1 protein-coding gene is annotated in these 1,492 nt (G+C 37.7%); it reads left to right on the forward strand.

The window, feature by feature from the left end:
• Positions 1 to 128 precede the first annotated feature (128 nt).
• Positions 129 to 1,492: hypothetical protein (locus tag CG11_RS28975; protein WP_156039974.1), on the forward strand; the 1,364-nt coding region annotated here is incomplete at its 3' end.

Consider the following 1,492-nt stretch of genomic DNA (forward strand, 5'->3'; position numbering starts at 1 on the left):
GAATTTATTTTGCGACACTATTCTGTGAGGGGCAAGAAGCTAAAGTCTTTAAAATTGTTATTCAAAAATAATGTATCATTGATAGCCTATTTCTGCCCTGTGTGGAAATAGGCTTTTATCTTTTTCTTATGCGAATTATTTATCTTGTATTATGTTGTTTTTTATATTATAATAGTGCTTGTCAAATTCCTACGTTTAATAAACGGGTGCAGTTGGGTTGTGGAAATACTATTTTAACAAGCATAGAAGTGACCGACTCCTGTTATTATGCCACAGGAATTGCTAGAGATAGTATAAATTGCGGTCTAGGAGCTCTCTTTGTTAAATATGATACAATAGGAAATTTACTTTTGTATAAAATTCTTTACGACAGTTTAAATCCTTATAGAACTTGGAATCCATCCTTAAAAACTTATGTTGACGGAACGCTAGTTGTTGCTTGTCATCATAGTGATTCATTAGGATATACAGGGGGGGTTCTAAAATACACAACAAATGGCAATTTTATTGATGGTAAATTTTATCATAACCCATATGTGTCAGGTATTCTTACTCGCACAGACGATATGGAAATAACCAATGATAGTGGATATATAATTGTAAATTCAGCTAGTGATACATTTGGAATAAGTGATGTAAGTATTCTAAAACTAGATCAACAAGGACAAAAAGAATGGCATGTAACAAGAGGCGTACCCCATTATGTAGAGCACACTCCCTGCGTTTACGCCACGAACGACAATCACTATATAATTGGCTACCAACAAGACAACCTAAGTGGCGTACAAATGAACTACACGGTACGAAGCAAATTAGAAAAAATAGACAGCCTAGGCAATACGATTTGGACTTACCAAAGCCCCAATAACCAACAAATACATGGTGTGAACGATTTGATTCTGTCCAAAGATGGCGGCTTGGTGGTTGCCAGTGCATGGGGCTATGAAAGACTGAATAGCACAGGAACGTTTGCTAATTTTTTACACCATGGTTATATCTATAAATTAGATAGTGCTCAGAATTTTTTATGGGGTACAATATTACGTTCACCTATTGATGATTTAGCCAGTTTTCAGAAAATAATAGAGTTAGAGGATAGTACATTAGTTGCATTTGGGACAATATCACGAACATACCCTGCACAGAATCCAACACATTATATTATACACGGGCGAATTGTGAAACTATCGCCTCAAGGAGACAGCATTTGGAGCAGAGATTACGAGTATCTAAGCACAGCGAATGCACGGCACACGGTTTATGATGCCGAGCGAACGCCAGATGGAGGTTTTTTAGTATGTGGAGAAGCGAATGGAGTAGATACGATTCCTAGCAATCCGATTATTTTTCAGCAAGGTTGGTTGATAAAATTGGACGACCAGGGCTGCTTGGTGCCAGGTTGCCATACGACAACAGGCGTGCTGCCGCTAGAGCAAGGAGGAGCAATTTCTTTGTTGTTGTATCCCAATCCTACCACAGATTATTTGAATGT

Source organism: Aureispira sp. CCB-QB1, from assembly GCF_000724545.1.
Lineage (GTDB): Bacteria > Bacteroidota > Bacteroidia > Chitinophagales > Saprospiraceae > Aureispira.